Annotated in this window: 19 protein-coding genes; 5 read left to right on the forward strand and 14 right to left on the reverse strand. The window is 31.4% G+C overall.

What is annotated here, in order from left to right; genetic code table 11:
* Positions 1–16 precede the first annotated feature (16 nt).
* On the forward strand, positions 17–475 hold the full coding sequence (locus tag LQ682_RS09160) for a YaiI/YqxD family protein (RefSeq protein ID WP_239706094.1): 459 nt from the start codon (positions 17–19) through the stop codon (positions 473–475).
* Between the two features lie 7 nt (positions 476–482).
* Here the strand turns inward: LQ682_RS09160 and LQ682_RS09165 are convergent, their stop codons facing one another.
* Positions 483–734: a hypothetical protein gene (locus tag LQ682_RS09165; protein ID WP_147641099.1), complete on the reverse strand. Its 252-nt coding sequence runs from the start codon at positions 732–734 to the stop codon at positions 483–485.
* Between the two features lie 74 nt (positions 735–808).
* Here LQ682_RS09165 and LQ682_RS09170 point away from each other — a divergent pair, with 74 nt between their 5' ends.
* Positions 809–1,378, forward strand: a complete 570-nt coding sequence (locus tag LQ682_RS09170; protein ID WP_064210846.1) for an LOG family protein — start codon at positions 809–811, stop codon at positions 1,376–1,378.
* Here the strand turns inward: LQ682_RS09170 and LQ682_RS09175 are convergent.
* From LQ682_RS09175 to LQ682_RS09220, 10 genes are all read right to left on the reverse strand, one after another.
* Positions 1,353–1,823, reverse strand: a complete 471-nt coding sequence (locus LQ682_RS09175; RefSeq protein ID WP_218729413.1) for a 2-thiouracil desulfurase family protein — start codon at positions 1,821–1,823, stop codon at positions 1,353–1,355. The genes LQ682_RS09170 and LQ682_RS09175 overlap by 26 nt on opposite strands.
* A gap of 12 nt (positions 1,824–1,835) precedes the next feature.
* A complete protein-coding gene (locus LQ682_RS09180) occupies positions 1,836–2,375 on the reverse strand; it encodes a GNAT family N-acetyltransferase (protein ID WP_017001168.1) in 540 nt (179 codons plus the stop codon).
* Between the two features lie 68 nt (positions 2,376–2,443).
* Complete coding sequence (locus tag LQ682_RS09185) at positions 2,444–2,776, reverse strand: DUF779 domain-containing protein (RefSeq protein WP_017001167.1); 333 nt, start codon at positions 2,774–2,776, stop codon at positions 2,444–2,446.
* Entirely contained in the window at positions 2,777–4,297 is a 1,521-nt protein-coding gene (exaC, locus tag LQ682_RS09190; protein WP_218729412.1) for an acetaldehyde dehydrogenase ExaC, read from the reverse strand. It lies immediately after the preceding gene.
* Between the two features lie 278 nt (positions 4,298–4,575).
* The gene (locus LQ682_RS09195) at positions 4,576–6,126 is read right to left on the reverse strand and encodes a DNA-binding protein (protein ID WP_218729411.1); all 1,551 of its coding nucleotides are present in this window, start codon (positions 6,124–6,126) and stop codon (positions 4,576–4,578) included.
* A 93-nt stretch (positions 6,127–6,219) separates the two neighbouring features.
* Positions 6,220–6,513: a hypothetical protein gene (locus tag LQ682_RS09200; protein WP_017000980.1), complete on the reverse strand. Its 294-nt coding sequence runs from the start codon at positions 6,511–6,513 to the stop codon at positions 6,220–6,222.
* A 68-nt stretch (positions 6,514–6,581) separates the two neighbouring features.
* Positions 6,582–7,439 (reverse strand): SA0632 family lipoprotein, encoded by an 858-nt coding sequence (locus LQ682_RS09205; RefSeq protein ID WP_218729410.1) that lies wholly within the window; start codon positions 7,437–7,439, stop codon positions 6,582–6,584.
* Between the two features lie 70 nt (positions 7,440–7,509).
* Positions 7,510–9,552, reverse strand: a complete 2,043-nt coding sequence (locus tag LQ682_RS09210) for a cation:proton antiporter (RefSeq protein WP_194201055.1) — start codon at positions 9,550–9,552, stop codon at positions 7,510–7,512.
* Between the two features lie 19 nt (positions 9,553–9,571).
* Positions 9,572–10,009: a GNAT family N-acetyltransferase gene (locus LQ682_RS09215; protein ID WP_135031332.1), complete on the reverse strand. Its 438-nt coding sequence runs from the start codon at positions 10,007–10,009 to the stop codon at positions 9,572–9,574.
* 13 nt (positions 10,010–10,022) lie between these two features.
* Positions 10,023–10,784, reverse strand: coding sequence for a sulfite exporter TauE/SafE family protein (locus LQ682_RS09220; RefSeq protein WP_064204671.1), 762 nt, complete (start codon positions 10,782–10,784; stop codon positions 10,023–10,025).
* A gap of 135 nt (positions 10,785–10,919) precedes the next feature.
* On the opposite strand from LQ682_RS09220, the gene LQ682_RS09225 reads away from it, so the two are divergent.
* Positions 10,920–11,603 carry a DUF1129 family protein gene (locus LQ682_RS09225; RefSeq protein ID WP_064204672.1) on the forward strand — a complete coding sequence of 228 codons (684 nt, stop codon included), beginning with the start codon at positions 10,920–10,922 and terminating at the stop codon, positions 11,601–11,603.
* Between the two features lie 269 nt (positions 11,604–11,872).
* Here the strand turns inward: LQ682_RS09225 and LQ682_RS09230 are convergent, their stop codons facing one another.
* The 3 genes from LQ682_RS09230 to LQ682_RS09240 all read right to left on the reverse strand — a co-directional run bounded on the left by LQ682_RS09230 (position 11,873) and on the right by LQ682_RS09240 (position 13,406).
* Positions 11,873–12,091, reverse strand: coding sequence for a VraH family peptide resistance protein (locus LQ682_RS09230; protein WP_239724139.1), 219 nt, complete (start codon positions 12,089–12,091; stop codon positions 11,873–11,875).
* Positions 12,092–12,299: 208 nt separating this feature from the next.
* Entirely contained in the window at positions 12,300–12,863 is a 564-nt protein-coding gene (locus LQ682_RS09235) for a hypothetical protein (protein WP_218729409.1), read from the reverse strand.
* An 18-nt stretch (positions 12,864–12,881) separates the two neighbouring features.
* Complete coding sequence (locus tag LQ682_RS09240) at positions 12,882–13,406, reverse strand: GNAT family N-acetyltransferase (protein ID WP_103269235.1); 525 nt, start codon at positions 13,404–13,406, stop codon at positions 12,882–12,884.
* Between the two features lie 183 nt (positions 13,407–13,589).
* Between LQ682_RS09240 and LQ682_RS09245 the strand changes: the two genes are divergently transcribed.
* Positions 13,590–14,873: a homocysteine synthase gene (locus LQ682_RS09245; protein ID WP_017000987.1), complete on the forward strand. Its 1,284-nt coding sequence runs from the start codon at positions 13,590–13,592 to the stop codon at positions 14,871–14,873.
* A 183-nt stretch (positions 14,874–15,056) separates the two neighbouring features.
* Entirely contained in the window at positions 15,057–15,809 is a 753-nt protein-coding gene (nfsA, locus tag LQ682_RS09250) for an oxygen-insensitive NADPH nitroreductase (RefSeq protein ID WP_239724141.1), read from the forward strand.
* Positions 15,810–15,827 lie beyond the last annotated feature (18 nt).

Below are 15,827 nucleotides of genomic sequence, written 5' to 3' on the forward strand. Positions count from 1 at the left end.
ATCGTCGTTCAAAATGATTAATCGAATTATTATAGATGGAGATGCTTGCCCAGTTACGGATGATATAATCCGTATAACTGACTCAACAAGCATCTCTGTTCTTATTATAAGAAGTGTAAATCACTTTTCACTAGCTGATTACCCAGAACATGTTTCTACAATTTATGTTGATCACGGTGTCGATAGTGCTGATTTTAAAATTGTTAAATTAACGACTTCTGAAGATATTGTTGTTACTCAAGACTACGGTCTAGCAAGCCTTATTTTGAACAAAGCGAAACATGTTATTCATCATAAAGGTTATGAATATACTACAAATAATATGGAACAATTGTTAACGCAAAGACATATTTCTGCCCAAATAAGACAACAAGGTGGCCGTACAAAAGGTCCAAAAAAGTTAACTCAAGAAGATCATAAAGTATTTTCAGATTTTCTAATAGATTTAATAAATAGTGACAACGCCGATACTTGACGTTGTCTTAATCTAATAACTGCTTTTTAGATCTATCTAAATTAACTTTATCTTTTTCTTTCATCTGTTCAAGTTCAATGCGCATTTTTTCAGTTTCTAATAAATAATTTTCGTGCTTCGTTTTTTCTAGTTCCAGTTCATCTTTTACACGTTCTGATTTAATTTTTTCTAGTTTTACTTTTTTAGATTCATGATCTTTAATAATTTTTGCAACAGTAGAAATTAGTACAATTAAAACGACCATTAGAAATACATTCATTCTAAATCCTCCCTTGTCAATAAAGTAAACGCTTTATTATAATTATAATACATAGCTGAAAGGAGCAATAACTTATGAAAAGAATAGCTGTTTTTTGTGGCGCTAGTAAGGGTAATGACCCTATTTATACAGAACAAGCTTATGCATTAGGTAAATATTTAGCAGAAAATCATTATGAATTAATTTATGGAGCTGGATCTATTGGGATGATGGGAGCTGTAGCAAATGGTGTAATCGACCATAATGGTATTGCTATAGGTGTTATGCCTAAATTCCTCGGAGAGCGTGAAATAGCACATGAGAACTTAACAGAGTATCATGTTGTAGATTCCATGCACGAAAGAAAACAAATGATGTCTGATATGGCCGATGCATTTATCATGTTACCAGGCGGAGCTGGTTCCTTAGAAGAATTCTTTGAAATATATACATGGGCTCAAATTGGCTTACACCACAAACCTATTGGTGCTTTAAATACTAAACAATTTTTCAAACCAATGCAAAGTATGATTGAGCACTTAATTTCTACAGGATTTGTTAGCGAAAATTATAAAAATTTAGCTATTATCAAAGATGAAGTTCCTGAATTATTTGATGCCTTGCAAGTAGCCGAACCTGTTAAACTTCGAGATTATCAGAAATAGATAAAAAGGTTGTTTCATCAAAAACTTTAATATTATTTAATGTTAGAAGGGCTGTCGTTACACCGACGCCTTCTTTTTTTGTACCTGAAAATGTTCCATCATATATAATCGAAGCTCCACATGAAGGGCTGTCACTTTTTAAGATGACAGTATTGGCTTTTAAGTCTCTAATAATAGACAACGTTCTCTTAGCACCTTCTTTAAATTGGTGCGTAACATCTTGGCCAGATATCGTTATAACTTTAGCTTTATCATTCCAAATGTCAAAACCATCTCCATCAATAATTTCAGCTGGTTCTCTCGGTATTTGTAAACCACCTAGTATTTCTGGACAAACACTAATCGCTTTTCCTTCATCTATTAATTGCTTATAAAATAAATCCAACTTATGTTTGCCATCATATCTTACTTTTTCACCAACTAAACATGCACTGATCACGATCATAAAATCCACTCCTTATAAAATCTTATGATATAAAACATGTGTTGCTAATTTTTCATCGTCAACAACTTTAGGATGCAAAAAATTCTCAATATGATTCATTTCTAATTTTTCCATCACTCTTCTAGAAGGCTTATTAATTTCTGATGTAAAGCTATAAACTTCTTCAATGCCTTGCTCTTTAGCATAACCCAACACGGCTTCAGCTGCTTCAGTTGCAAGTCCATTGCCCCAAACTGTTTTATCTAATCTCCAACCTATTTCATAAAAAGGTAGTTGTGATAAATTGAGATCACTATTTTCAGGTATATAATTAATGCCTACCATACCTATAAAGCTATTAGTAGCTTTTAATTCCACAGCAAACAAACCAATTTTTTGTTTTGTGATAACTTCTTGCATTTGGTTAACTATATTTTTTGTTGCTTGATAGCTTAATATATCTGGAAAATATCTTCTCACTTCAGGACTTGCATTCATGCTCTGAAATATTTCGATATCTTTTTCTTCCCAATCTCTTAATATTAAGCGCTTTGTTTCAATATATGTACTCATTTCAATCACCCAACCTTCATAATAATAAAAAAAGGATGTACTATTATTTTAGCACATCCTCTTACAAATTATGATCTTACTGAACTTCTAATGTGAAATCTTTTTCCAGTTGGGCCTTCAATACTGAACATACCGCCTCTTCCATCAACAACATCTAATTCTAGATTAGTATGTTTCCAGTATTCATATTGTTTTTTATTCATATAGAATGGAACGCCTTCGATTTCACCTAGTTTAACATCAACATCTCCAATGATTAGTGTGCCTTCAACAAAAAGCATCGGAGAGCTACCATCACAACATCCACCTGATTGATGAAAAATCAAGTTTTCACCATGTGTCTTTTTTAAATCTCTAATGAGTGATTTGGCTGTTTCAGTTGCAGTAACTTGTTCTTTCATTTAGAACAGTCCCGCTGGTTTCTCACTATAACTTACAAGTAAGTTTTTAGTTTGTTGGTAATGATCTAACATCATTTTGTGATTTTCACGGCCAATACCACTCATTTTGTATCCGCCAAACGCTGCGTGAGCTGGATAAGTATGGTAGTTATTTACCCATACACGACCTGCTTGGATACCTCTACCGAATATATATGCTTTATTTTGGTTTCTAGTCCAAATACCTGCACCTAAACCGTATAAAGTATCATTTGCCATTTCTAAAGCTTCTTCATCGTCTTTAAATGTTGCTAATGATAATACAGGTCCAAATATTTCTTCTTGGAAAATTCTCATATCTTGTGTTCCTTTGAAAATAGTTGGTTCGATGTAATAACCATTTTCTAAGTCACCAGATTCTTTACGTACATTACCGCCTACTAAGATTTCAGCACCTTCTTGTTTACCGATATCTAAATAACTTTTAATTTTTTCAGCTTGCTCTTGAGAAGTTTGTGCACCAAGCATTGTTTCCGGATCAAGAGGGTTACCTGTTTTAATTTCGTTTACACGTTTAACACATTTTTCGATAAATTTATCGTAAATATCTTCATGTACTAACGCTCTTGAAGGACATGTACATACTTCACCTTGGTTAAGTGCGAACATTACTAAACCTTCAACAGCTTTGTCTAAGAAATCATCTTCTTCATCCATTATATCTTTAAAGAAGATGTTCGGTGATTTACCACCTAATTCTAGTGTTACTGGAATTAAGTTTTGACTTGCATTTTGCATGATGATACGTCCTGTAGTCGTTTCACCTGTGAATGCTACTTTATTAATATCTTCATGTGTAGCTAATGCTTGTCCTGCTTCTGCACCGAATCCGTTTACTACGTTAATTAAACCTTCAGGTAATAAGTCTTGGATTTTTTCAATAAGGTGTAAAATAGACACCGGAGTTTGTTCTGCTGGTTTTAATACAACAGTGTTACCAGTTACGATTGCAGGCGCTAATTTCCAAGTAGCCATTAACAATGGGAAGTTCCAAGGAATGATTTGACCTACAACACCAATCGGTTCTTTAAAATGATAAGCTACTGTATCGTTATCTATTTGTGAGATGCCACCTTCTTCTGCTCTTATAACTCCAGCGAAATATCTGAAGTGGTCAACCACTAAAGGTAAATCTGCTGCTAAACACTCTCTAATTGGTTTACCATTATCAAATGTTTCGATTACAGCAAGTTCTTCTATATTTTCTTCTATTCGATCTGCGATATCTAATAATAATTGAGAATGTTCTGTAGGAGATTTTTTAGCCCACTCTACTTGAGCTTTATGCGCTGCTTTTACTGCTTCATCAACATCTTCTTTAGTAGAACGAGGTATTTTTGCGTATACTTCCCCAGTTACCGGTGAACCATTGTCGAAAAATTCACCATTTTTGGGGTCAACCCATTTACCACCGATAAAATTCTGATATTTATCTTTTACTTTATACTTTGCATTTGTTGCAGTTGGATATTCAAAAGCCATATTAAAACGCCTCCCTAAATGTAGTTACAATTCTATTTTAATTGATGAAACCGCTATCATCAACTAATTAGCATTTTAAAATAAAATAATAAATTTTTCAAGAAAGAAAAATAAGTAACTATAAAATTGTGCGGAATTTAATAATAAAATTATTCTTCCGAAGTTAAATAGCTAATCTTATTATTTAAATACCCAGTAATAAACTAAATATTCCAATCCAAATGGATTGGAATATTTAGTTTTTGTAAAGTGTATAAACAAGAAAATATCATGTTCATTTATTCTACTGTTAAAGTTGTTTGAGCTATAACATTTCCACCTGATAGTACTTCTACTTTTACTTCTTCATCCGCTTCATTTGCGATTTTAGTTTTAAAGTACCAATCTGTTTTTCCATTTTTAATTTTTGGATTAACTGATTCTGATATACCTGGAGCTTGTCCATTAAACATCCCTACTTCTCTACCGTCTTTATTTTTTATAGATAGTTGGAATTTTTGATTGATTAGTTTAGATTCATCTACATGTACTGTTATATTGAATTTTTCTTGTCTTGATATAGATGAAGGAATATCAAAAGTACTAGTGTCATTATTTGTTGTATTATTATCTTCTTCTGTTGAGTGCTCAGTTTTATTTTGTTTTGTACCTTTGGCACCATAGCTTCCAGATGCATATGTTGAAGCATCATACCATTTATATCCACGTTTTGGTGTTCCCCAAGGTTCTTGTTCAACTTCTTGACTGTTCTCAGGTTGTTCAAATCGTTTTAGAGGCGTTTTATCATCAAGATTTATGTCCATAGCTTTAAAATCTTTTTGATTTTCTTGCTTATTTAACCATTCAACAATTTGCATAACCATTTTTTTATTATCTTCTTCTTTGAAACCATCATATGTTTTTTTGTTTTCTCCGTTATCTTCTCGTTTATATTTTGGAGTCTTATCTTCTACCATCGAAGAGTCCCCAATGAAAGCTCCTTTTCCTTTTTCTACTTTACTAATCGCAATATAAGGTCCTTCATTCTTACCCCCACCGTTATAAATACCTTCATCTACAGCATTATTCCATTTATCATGTTTACTCAGTTGTGGAACAAAAGCTATTCCTTTTGCTTTATTCGGGTCAGTAATAGCAATTGTTGATCCTGCATGCATTGATACTGCTTTTATACCATTAGTAATATTAAAGCTTTCTTCGCTTGAAGCTATATCGTCAACTTTAACATTACCTAATGCATTATATCGAAAGCGCAAACCGAACACTTCATTTAGAAAATCTCTACTTTCTACACCTTTCATTTTTTCTGATGCACTTTCTTCAGGCGACATACCTTTTGTTGGATTGTCAAAAGCGCCTCTTCTATATCCGTTCATAACTTCAGATGAATCAAACCTATTAAAGTTTCTATCTGCATTATAGTGATCGCTTATCATTAAGATACTACCACCAGATTTCACATATTTCTCAATAGCATCTTGTTCACTTTTCTTAAGAGGATTATTCGCTTCTGGAATCACTACTAGTTGATAGTCTTGCATTGTCTTGTAATCTAATAGTTGATTGTATCCTAAATCTGTAACTTCATAATTTTCTTTCGTTAGTGCGTCTGCAAAATCAGAAAAACCTCCATCAATTACCCAATCAGCACTCCCAGCTGTTTGTCCATGTGCACTATCGAATAGTACTTTACCTTTTATGTCGCTACTCTTTGGAGAAAGAACTATTTTGCCATCTTCTCCTTTTTTCTCTTCATTACCGTTAGAACAAGCTACTAATACAATTGAGAAAACTATTATTAAACTTAAAATTAGCATCTTTGATTTCATTTTAATCTCCTTATGTAAAAATAAAGGAGCGGGACAGAAATCTCATTGTTCTCACAAGATTTCATCGTCCCACTCCCTTCTATATTGATTTATTTATGATTTTCTAAAATATGTTAATAATTTAATCATGACAGGCTCAGTATCATAATTTTTGAAGCCTCTTGGAACTTCAATTGTAGCATCAACAATATCATTATTGTCATTAAACCGATAAGTAACTTGATTAACGTTTGATTTGCGATCAAAAATCACAGCCTCAGATGGCCAACTTCTTATTTCACCTGTTGTTGATTGTAATGTACGGCCAGTAATTGTTTCAAGTTCTTGTCCTAATTCTAATAGTGTCAGCTTTTGACCTTCAATCAACACGAAATTTTCTTCATGCACGGTGACATCCCTCTTTTCAAATAATCATTAATAATTTATTCCCTATAATCATTTAAGATAAACGCATGCTATATATTCAATTCGAATGATTTCACTTTTTCTGAAGCATGATCATATGAACGTGTTTTACTAACGCCGCCTTGAATATCGAATGTTGCTTTTTTATCTTTTATAGATTGGTACATTTCTGTTGAAATCGGTATAGATTTCAAACTCTTTGTCTGTTCTTTAGGTTGATATTCATCAATATTCTCTTTTGATTTTTTCATATATTTTTCATTATGAGAATCTGGAATAAAAGATGCATAATCTGAACGTTGATTCCGGTCTCCGTTTTTAATAGATGCAGCATTATCATAATAAAGTTTTTGTTCTGTAGTATTTTCTGTCATCACTTCATAAATAATAACATATCCATCTTTAGCTCCGTTGAATAATAATACCTGACCTTCTGGCATATTATTTACTTGGAATATTTGCAAATGGTCAACATCTACTTTCATCCCACTATCTTCAAAGTGAAAATTTTGATCTTGTAAATCATTCACTAATTCAACATCTCCGTTAGTAGATGTACGGATAGTATTCGGGAACATTTTTTCATCATTTTTGCTTTTCTTACTAGAAGTCTGTTTAGCTTTATCCTCTTTTGAATCCTTTGATTCATCATCAGATTTTTCATTATCTGAACTATTGTCTTTTTCTCCTAGTTCATCTTCAATTTTTTTTAATTTTTCTTCTTTTTCTTTAATGTTTTCTTTTAATTTATCATTTTCTTTTTTTAATTTCTCTTTGTCTTTTTTATAATCACTAGATGATTGTTCCAATGATTTAATTTCTTTTTCTAAATCTTCCTGCTCATTATCTTTACCACAAGCAGCTAAAATAACTGTTGTCATAACCATTAGTAAAAATGCCTTCTTCATAGGTGCCGCCTCCTATACATATTCTTAAATATTTTACCATACTAATGGTGAGCTATCTATTGGTAACAGGTTAGATACTGTTACCTAATACAATCATTTCATCGTAATTGACAGATTCTCTCAATTTAATAGCAAGAGCACGTGTTATTTTCTCATCATCAATTAATTCATTAATCATTTCTCTTTGAATTCTTAAAGCATATATTTCCATTTCTGTATAAATAGCAGTGTGATTACTCACGAAATTATCAGGCGTTAGTCTTTCAACTTTATTTAAGTAAGAATCACATACAATACTAATTTCAAATTCGTTTTCTTCATTCATTTCTTTAGATAATCTTTTTACAATTTGAAAATGAACTTCTCGTGTAATATATCTCATTTCTCTTAAGTTTGCTTCTATTGATAATGAACTTGTCGCGTTAATATATGTTTTAATTTTTCTACGACGAACAAATAATTTCATCATCAATTTAACTTTTGTAACAAGTGATGCATTTTTAAATGTAGATGATCTCTCTGTAATTTGAGTGTAATTATCAAATGTGTTTTGCGATATTTTGTCATTCTTTATTAAATTATCTAAAGTTCGAAACTCTGTATCTATTGCGATTCGTTGAAGTCGCTCTAATTCTTTTAAGTCTTCATCTTCTTCATTGCTAGCTTTTAAAAATGATAATTGCATATGATAACTTCGGGTGATTTTACCATATACATAGCTTGTTTCTTTACTATAAAATTCTTGTAATTTTATTAACGCACGTTCAATTAACAATACTTTTGCTTCGTTAAATGTAAGCTGACTTTGTTCTTTAACTTTAGCTTTTGGCGTAATAAGCGGTAGTACAACTTGAGCTAGCACTAAGCTGATTAAGATAACACCTGTAGCTATGAATAATAAATTATCTCTATATATAAAATCTGTATGTTCTGATAATTTATAAGGCAACATCAATGCGATTGCTAATGAAATAGTACCGTGAACGCCACAAATAGTCATAATAAAAGCATATTTAAAACGATTTGGTTTATCGGCTTCTGTTTGAGGTTCAATATCCTTACCACTCGTTAACATTTTTGAAAATCTGCTTTCTGGTAAATAGAAATATGGATATGAAAATAGTACCCAAATGTATCTAAACGAGTATACAAGCACAGTCACAAATAACGTCATACCGATAACATGTAATATTTCCTGATTAGATTCTTTTAAAATATTAATCAGTACTTCTGGTATTAAAAATCCTAATAAAATGAATACAAAACCATTTAATAAGTAACTCAATAATTCCCAAGTGTGGTTGTAAGTAACTTGTTCTTTCGTAGTTGCTTGAGCTATTCTATCTTTTTCAACGCCATGTATTAAACCTGCAACAACTGCTGCAATAATACCTGATGAATGAAAAGTTTCAGCTATAATATAAACTAAAAACGGGGTTATAACCTGAATAAAAGTTAACATGTTACCATTATTAATACCGTTTTTCGTTAAATAAACACGTAATTGTACTAGTCCATAACCAAGTATAAGCCCAACAATTGCGCCTCCAAATGCTGTTAAGAAAAATTGACCTACTGCTCCTGTAAGTGAGAATGAACCGCCTACTAATGCAGCTAATGCGATTTTGAATGATAAAATTCCTGCCGCATCATTTAATAGTGATTCACCTTCTAATATTGTCATAGAACCTTTTGGTAACATTTTCCCTTTAGCTATTGCTTGAACAGCTACTGCATCAGTTGGAGAAACAATTGCACCAATTGCAAAACATGCCGCTAGTGGTAATTCTGGCCAAACTAAATGTATTAAAAATCCAATACCTAAAACTGTTGAAAATACAAGTACCATAGCCATAGACATAACCGGCTTTAAATACCTGGCTAAATGTACACGTGATACTGATATACCTTCTAAGAATAATAAAGGCGCTATTATCCCCATCATAAACACTTCAGATTCAAAATCTAATGCCACAGGTATCGGAGATAAAAATATAACAAAACCTATAACAATTTGAATGAAACTTAAAGGTATTTTAGAAATATAATGGTAAATTATTGAACTGAGGATAATTCCCATGATGAACCATAAAAACCCTTCAAATATTGCCATCAAATACCTCCCTTCTTAACTAAAATAAATGTTTCCTCATGATGTATTTTTCCGTTTCATACCCCATTGATTCATTGATATGCAACATACTTTTATTTTGGGCATGAACTGTAGAAACGATTGATGATGCACCTTTATCGATTGCCCACGTTTCTAATTTTTTCTTTAATTTCGCTGCTATCTTATTGTTTCTATAAGATTCACTAACAAATAGATTATAAACTTTAACTTCATTATCCTTATTATCAAATTTAGCCCATATAAATCCAATACATTTTTGATTATCTAATGCACCGAAAACAACGCTTTCCTCATATGCTAAAGAACGTTTAATCGCTTCAAACTCTAAAGATTCAGCAACTTTAGTACTCTGATCTTCCCTTTTAAAGTACGCAGCCGCCATCTGACTTATCTCATACAACGTGCTTTCGTCACGTATTTGTTTAAATTCAATCATTTTTATCACCTGCCTAGTTATTTTCTATTAAAAGTTTAACTGCTAGTATAAAAATAACGACAAACATTATTGCTTTTAATTTTTTTTCGGGCAGTGATACAGTTAGTCTCCCACCTATAAAACCGCCTATCCCACAACCTAATGCTAAACTTATAGCAAATGGCCAATTGACGTATCCTTGAAAAATAAATACAAATGTAGATAATGATAAGTAAATGGTAATAATTAAAGTCTTCATACATTGAACTTCCGCATAATTTAAGCGCGGTATTAATAAATTAAGTGCGATAATAAATAAAAATCCAACTGCAGCTTGAACCATTCCACCATAAATACCAAGTGCAAGGAAAACTAAAACAAGCATGACTTTTCTAAAAGAGGATAATTTTTCAGATTGATTATGACCATCTTTCCATTTCGTAGGCATAATCATAATTATTAAGACAAGAAGCATAATGATGCCTAACATTCGATTAAAAACATCGTCTGGAAGGCTTATAGCGTAATGAACACCTATAAAAGAGCCTATAATGGCAGGAATACTTAAAATAATACTTAATTTAACGTTTTTCATGCCTTTTATATAAAATACATATAAGCCCATTATATTTTGTACTAGAATAGCAACCCTGTTTGAGGCGTTAGCAACAGTGGTTGGTAATCCGAAGAAAATCAATAAAGGTAAAACAATTAGAGAACCACCTGCTGATACAATATTAATAGTACCAGCAAAAATACCAACTAAAAAAATGATAAATAACGTCAAAATCTCCAATATTACACCACCAGTCATTATTAATGATAGCGAAAAATTTATCATCTGTAAAAAGTATAAACCTGATATTAATAATGTTTTTATTACAAAATACTTGTTAGAATATAATTAATGAATAAAGAAAGGAAAACGCTGATGAAAAAATCAACACGTGACCTTATTATTGAGAACAACGTAAAACGGTTAAGATTGAATTCACACGATAAAGAAGTTTACGAAAACTATTTAACTTATGTACGTGCAAATTTAAGTATCAATGAGCATGAATCAGAGAAGATGTTACTGGATATATTGAACCATTTGTTAAAAGCAGAAAAAGATGGCATGCTCGCGATGGAATTTTTCGACCATGATCCAAAGAAACATGCTGATAATATGATTAATAATATGCCGAATCGAACAATTCAGAATATATTTAAATTCATAGGCCTCCATATTTTAATATTGCTTGGTGTCTTTTCATTTATTAGAGGTTTTACCGGATTTTTCACTCAAATAGAATACACATATTTATATACATTTATCATCACATTTATTACCGGTTTTTCTATGATATTCTTCTTTATATGGATGATATTCAAAGTTGTACAAATTAGAATATACAGTTTATCTAACTGGACCACTATGCTTACGAATATTTTAATAGCTGGATCATTTATATTAACGATTTTGTCCTTTTATTTACCCGGCTATTACTTGCAACTTGGTCCAAAAATATATACATCTAATTGGATGTACATCATCATTTCTTTAATACTTACACCACTTGGTCTTTATATAGACCATCGTAGAAAAATTAACCAACCTGAAACAAGATAAATAGAGGCGATAATATCTTTAAGAAAGATAAAAATGGTAAAGTAGTAAAAGAAAAAAAGTTGAAAATAAATATCAATAAATAAAAAAGAGTAAGGCGCCGTTTATAAACGGTGCCTTACTCTTTTTTAAACCCCCCTAATGCTTTCTTTTATCTGATTTCTCATCAGAACTAAATATAAACAAAACAAAGAAAGTAAAAGGAATAATACCAAACGATCTAGTAAGGTTTTTCTCAACATCAATAAATTTTCTCGGCAATAATATGTGTTCTACTTTTTATTTTTGTCTTGAAAATCATTTTTTTCTGCCGTTTCATCAAAATCCTCATCATTAGAAAAAAGTAGAAAATAAACAATAATACCAATCGGAACACCTAACAAAGGTGTAGTGAAAGTACTAGATATTATGCATATTAAAATCAACCAAATTAAATCTTCTAAAGACCATTTTTTATTTAATAAATCATTCACAATTTGTTTAATAGTCATAAAAATGAAATCTCCTTTTTATCAAACTTTATCACAAAAGTTATTCCGGAACTAGCTTCTGAATAAACGTTTTTGCTCCTCCAGTAGGTTTAAGAACATCTTTAACTTTTTCATAATACGTAAATGGCACTTGGCTAAAACTAAGAAATATAAGTACAAATATATCGTTGTATATTTCTCTTTCAAAAGTGTACGCTTACTTATCATATTAAATAATCATCAATCCTATGTATAAAATAATAAAGCTTATAAAAGTTTCAATATTGATAATAAATACATTTGGCTTAAACCCCATTTTATGTTTAGTTATGTAATAAGTGAGTATACTGACATAATAAAAAATAAATAAACTACTTATTAATATAATGATGCCTAATAATATATTAGCATTTTGAATTACGGTAATGCCTAACAATAATAACCATATTACTTTAAATATATTTGCAATCATTTCTATAGGATCTGATGCGATTTTAAATATTTTTTCTATATACTTTTCACTAACAAGTTGCGTGTTAGACAATATATTACATATAACCTGAATAAACATCGAAAAACTAATCAGAAATATAAAGACTAAGCCGATAGTTAATGCGGCGGTATTTAATGTGCTATTTAATTTTTCATAATACATAATTGGCACTTGGCTGAAACTAAGAAATATAAGAACAAATGTAAAATGTATCGTTGTATATTTCTTTTTCTCAAGTAAAAATTTATATGTTGCAAACAGCATCAAGTATAATATCAAACCAATTAATACAATATTCAATATGTTTCTATCCCTTCCTTAAAACTTATCGTTGACGATAGCGTATAAATAATGATCTTTCCATTCACCTTTAATACGTACGTTAGCTCGGTTTAAACCTTCTCTTTTCATTCCTATTTTTTCTACCACTCTGACTGAAGCGATATTAGATGGTTGGACGCCCGCTTCAACACGATGAAATCCTAATTCTTCAAATGCGATTCTTATAACTTCTTTTGCAGCATATGTCGTATAACCTTTGCCACTATATGCTTCATCAATTGCATACCCTATCATACAACTTTGAATATTATGTCTGACCACGCTAAATAAATCAATAGTCCCTATAACCTCATCTTCGTCACTAACAATGACATAGTGATACCCTTCGTCATTTTTCATATTTTGTAATTGCTTATCAACCTTTTTTCTATAGTTATATAAACGATAATCCGAGTCTTTTTTATCTGCTGCTGAAAATGTTTCAAACAAAGTTCTATTTCTATAATCCATATTCAAAATTTCTTCTGCATCATGGATTTCAACCCTTCTAATGGCTACCATATACTCTCCCCTTCAATCACTACATTTATAATTATTATACACTTGTTAATATAAAATCTAAAAAATTAACCTATCTATAAATTATTAATATTTTGTTATTTTCTTATCTTTTTACTCAGAATTGATTGAAACTTTTGAATTATCTGATTATAATGGCAGATATAACTAAAGGAGGTTAACACAATGACTCAAGAAAATTGGAATAAAGAAACATTAGCAATTCATGGGGGTCAAGAACCAGATCCTGTTACAGGCTCAACAGCCGTTCCTATCCATCAAACGACTTCATTTACATTTAAATCTACAGAACACGCTCAAAATTTATTTGCGTTAGCTGAAGAAGGCAATATATATTCTCGTATTATGAATCCAACAAATGATGTATTCGAAAAAAGAATCGCACTTTTAGAAGGTGGTGTTGGTGCGCTAGGTGTTGGTAGTGGACAAGCTGCTATTACATTAAGTATTTTAAACATCGCTGAAAGTGGTTCTGAAATTATTGCTTCTACTAATTTATATGGTGGTACTTATAATTTATTTGCAGTTACATTCAAAAAATTAGGCATCAAGGTTAATTTTGTAAATCCGGATGATCCTGAGAACTTTAAAGCTGCAATTAATGAAAATACAAAATTAATTTTCGCCGAAACAATAGGTAACCCTCGTATAGATGTTTTGGATATAGAAGCTGTATCTAACATCGCGCACGAGAATGGCATTCCTTTAATTGTTGATAATACATTTGCTACACCACATTTATTACAACCTATAAAACACGGTGCTGATATCGTAGTTCATTCTGCAACAAAGTTCATTGGTGGACATGGTACTTCAATTGGTGGAGTTATCGTAGACAGTGGTCAATTCAATTGGGACAACGGTAAATTCCCAGGTTTAGTTGAACCTGATCCTAGTTATCATGGTGTTTCATATGCAAGAGATGTAGGTGCAGCTGCATACATAACAAAAGCACGTGTTCAATTGTTAAGAGACTTAGGACCTGCTTTATCACCTTATAATGCACATCAATTTTTATTAGGTTTAGAAACATTACACTTAAGAGTAGAACGTCATTCTGAAAACGCTCAAAAAGTAGCTGAATTTTTAGAAGCACATGACAAAGTAAGTTGGGTTAATTATCCTGGATTAGAATCTAATCCATATCATGAATTATCCAACAAATATTTACCAAAAGGACAAGGCGCTATTCTAACATTTGGTGTTAAAGGCGATGTTGATTCCATAGCTAACTTTGTAGAATCATTACAATTATTCTCACACTTAGCTAATGTTGGAGATTCGAAATCACTAGTCATTCACCCAGCGAGCACAACACATCAACAACTCTCAGACGAAGATCAAATAGCTTCAGGAGTAACGAAAGACTTAGTACGTTTATCAATAGGTACAGAATCTGTTGATGACATCATTAATGACTTGGAAAAAGCATTAAATCAAGTTTCATAATCAATATTTAAGGGTGGGACATTGAATGATGTCTTACCCTTATTTCAATTTTGCGGTTCGATAATTTCATTTTATCGAACCGCATTTACCTATCTACAAAAAACGCTGAGCTACTTAGTATGAGTTTCTTTATTATTTTTGCTAAAATTTAATTATATAAAATATTAAAGGAGTAACTTACGTATGAAGCAATCAGTGTATGATTTAACACAACAACATCGTTCTATTAGAAACTTTAAAGATGAAACAGTAAAACAATTAGTAGAAGCTGGGCAAATGGCTTCAACTTCAAGCTATGTTCAGGCTTATTCAATTATAGGTATTCGTGACCCAGAAATTAAGAAATCTTTAAAAGAAGTATCCGGACAACAACACGTAATAGACAATGGCTATTTATTTGTATTCGTCATAGATTATTATCGTCATAGCCTAATTAATGAAGAAGCAGAAGAAAATATGCAAGATAGTTTTGAATCTGCTGAAGGTTTATTGGTCGGCACAATTGATGTTGCTTTAGCTGCTGAGAATGTCGCATTAACCGCAGAAGATATGGGCTACGGCATTGTATTCTTAGGTTCTTTAAGAAATAACGTTGCACGTGTAAGCGAAATTTTAGACTTACCTGAGCATGTCTTCCCTCTATTTGGAATGGCAATCGGTGTACCTTCTGAAGATGATCAAGGTTCACCTAAACAAAGATTACCTTTTGAACATGTGTTCCATGAAAATAAATACAACGCAGATAAAGTTCAACAGTTGAATCAAATTAAAAACTACGACAAAGATATACAAACATATTATGAACAACGTACGAATGGACAACGTTCTGAATCATGGTCACAACAAATTGCTAAAATGATGAGTAAAAAATCACGCCCAGATATTTTAGAACGTTTAAATCAAAAAGGATTTATCAAAAAGGAATATAAATATTAAAAACGCCCAATCCAAAGT

Source organism: Mammaliicoccus sp. A-M4, from assembly GCF_022386955.1.
Taxonomy (GTDB): Bacteria; Bacillota; Bacilli; order Staphylococcales; family Staphylococcaceae; genus Mammaliicoccus; species Mammaliicoccus lentus.

What these genes read in the sequence shown, in the direction of transcription:
- LQ682_RS09165 (WP_147641099.1), bottom strand. Translation starts at nt 734, where the DNA reads ATGAATGTATTTCTAATGGTCGTTTTAATTGTACTAATTTCTACTGTT.
- LQ682_RS09170 (WP_064210846.1), top strand. Translation starts at nt 809, where the DNA reads ATGAAAAGAATAGCTGTTTTTTGTGGCGCTAGTAAGGGTAATGACCCT.
- LQ682_RS09175 (WP_218729413.1), bottom strand. Translation starts at nt 1,823, where the DNA reads ATGATCGTGATCAGTGCATGTTTAGTTGGTGAAAAAGTAAGATATGAT.
- LQ682_RS09180 (WP_017001168.1), bottom strand. Translation starts at nt 2,375, where the DNA reads ATGAGTACATATATTGAAACAAAGCGCTTAATATTAAGAGATTGGGAA.
- LQ682_RS09185 (WP_017001167.1), bottom strand. Translation starts at nt 2,776, where the DNA reads ATGAAAGAACAAGTTACTGCAACTGAAACAGCCAAATCACTCATTAGA.
- exaC (WP_218729412.1), bottom strand. Translation starts at nt 4,297, where the DNA reads ATGGCTTTTGAATATCCAACTGCAACAAATGCAAAGTATAAAGTAAAA.
- LQ682_RS09195 (WP_218729411.1), bottom strand. Translation starts at nt 6,126, where the DNA reads ATGAAATCAAAGATGCTAATTTTAAGTTTAATAATAGTTTTCTCAATT.
- LQ682_RS09205 (WP_218729410.1), bottom strand. Translation starts at nt 7,439, where the DNA reads ATGAAGAAGGCATTTTTACTAATGGTTATGACAACAGTTATTTTAGCT.
- LQ682_RS09210 (WP_194201055.1), bottom strand. Translation starts at nt 9,552, where the DNA reads ATGGCAATATTTGAAGGGTTTTTATGGTTCATCATGGGAATTATCCTC.
- LQ682_RS09215 (WP_135031332.1), bottom strand. Translation starts at nt 10,009, where the DNA reads ATGATTGAATTTAAACAAATACGTGACGAAAGCACGTTGTATGAGATA.
- LQ682_RS09225 (WP_064204672.1), top strand. Translation starts at nt 10,920, where the DNA reads ATGAAAAAATCAACACGTGACCTTATTATTGAGAACAACGTAAAACGG.
- LQ682_RS09230 (WP_239724139.1), bottom strand. Translation starts at nt 12,091, where the DNA reads ATGACTATTAAACAAATTGTGAATGATTTATTAAATAAAAAATGGTCT.
- LQ682_RS09240 (WP_103269235.1), bottom strand. Translation starts at nt 13,406, where the DNA reads ATGGTAGCCATTAGAAGGGTTGAAATCCATGATGCAGAAGAAATTTTG.
- LQ682_RS09245 (WP_017000987.1), top strand. Translation starts at nt 13,590, where the DNA reads ATGACTCAAGAAAATTGGAATAAAGAAACATTAGCAATTCATGGGGGT.
- nfsA (WP_239724141.1), top strand. Translation starts at nt 15,057, where the DNA reads ATGAAGCAATCAGTGTATGATTTAACACAACAACATCGTTCTATTAGA.